This window comes from Bacillus sp. SIMBA_154 (assembly GCF_046536015.1).
Lineage (GTDB): Bacteria > Bacillota > Bacilli > Bacillales > Bacillaceae > Bacillus > Bacillus pumilus_P.
This window is the reverse complement of sequence record NZ_JAWJBV010000171.1, coordinates 1-286: the sequence shown is the minus strand read 5'-3', so window position 1 is coordinate 286 and position 286 is coordinate 1. Positions and strand designations below refer to the sequence as shown.

Sequence of the window (286 nt, the reverse complement as noted above, 5' to 3'; positions counted from 1 at the left end):
CGACGGCAAACGGTGTTGAAATCGTCGCATCGGCGCGGCCGGATTTCAGCTGATTGGCCGCATCGTTGGAGCCTTGGCCGGCATAAGCGATTTCAAACGGACTGCCGTGTTTTTCATTCCATTTCTTCAGCACAAGCGCGCCGTTTGACGTCGGACTCGTAATGACCCGCTTTCCTTTCAAGTCCTCAATGCCGTGAATGTTCCCGTTTTCTTGAAGCACCGTGATTTTCAGCGGGAAGTTGTTATACGCGACTTGATTGAACAGAAATTTTTTCTCCCGTTCAGC

The 286-nt window shown here is 51.0% G+C and carries 1 protein-coding gene; it reads right to left on the bottom strand.

The features are described 5' to 3' along the window. The coding region (locus R0K30_RS21610) for an ABC transporter substrate-binding protein (protein ID WP_410612858.1) at positions 1-286 on the bottom strand (286 nt) is incomplete at both ends.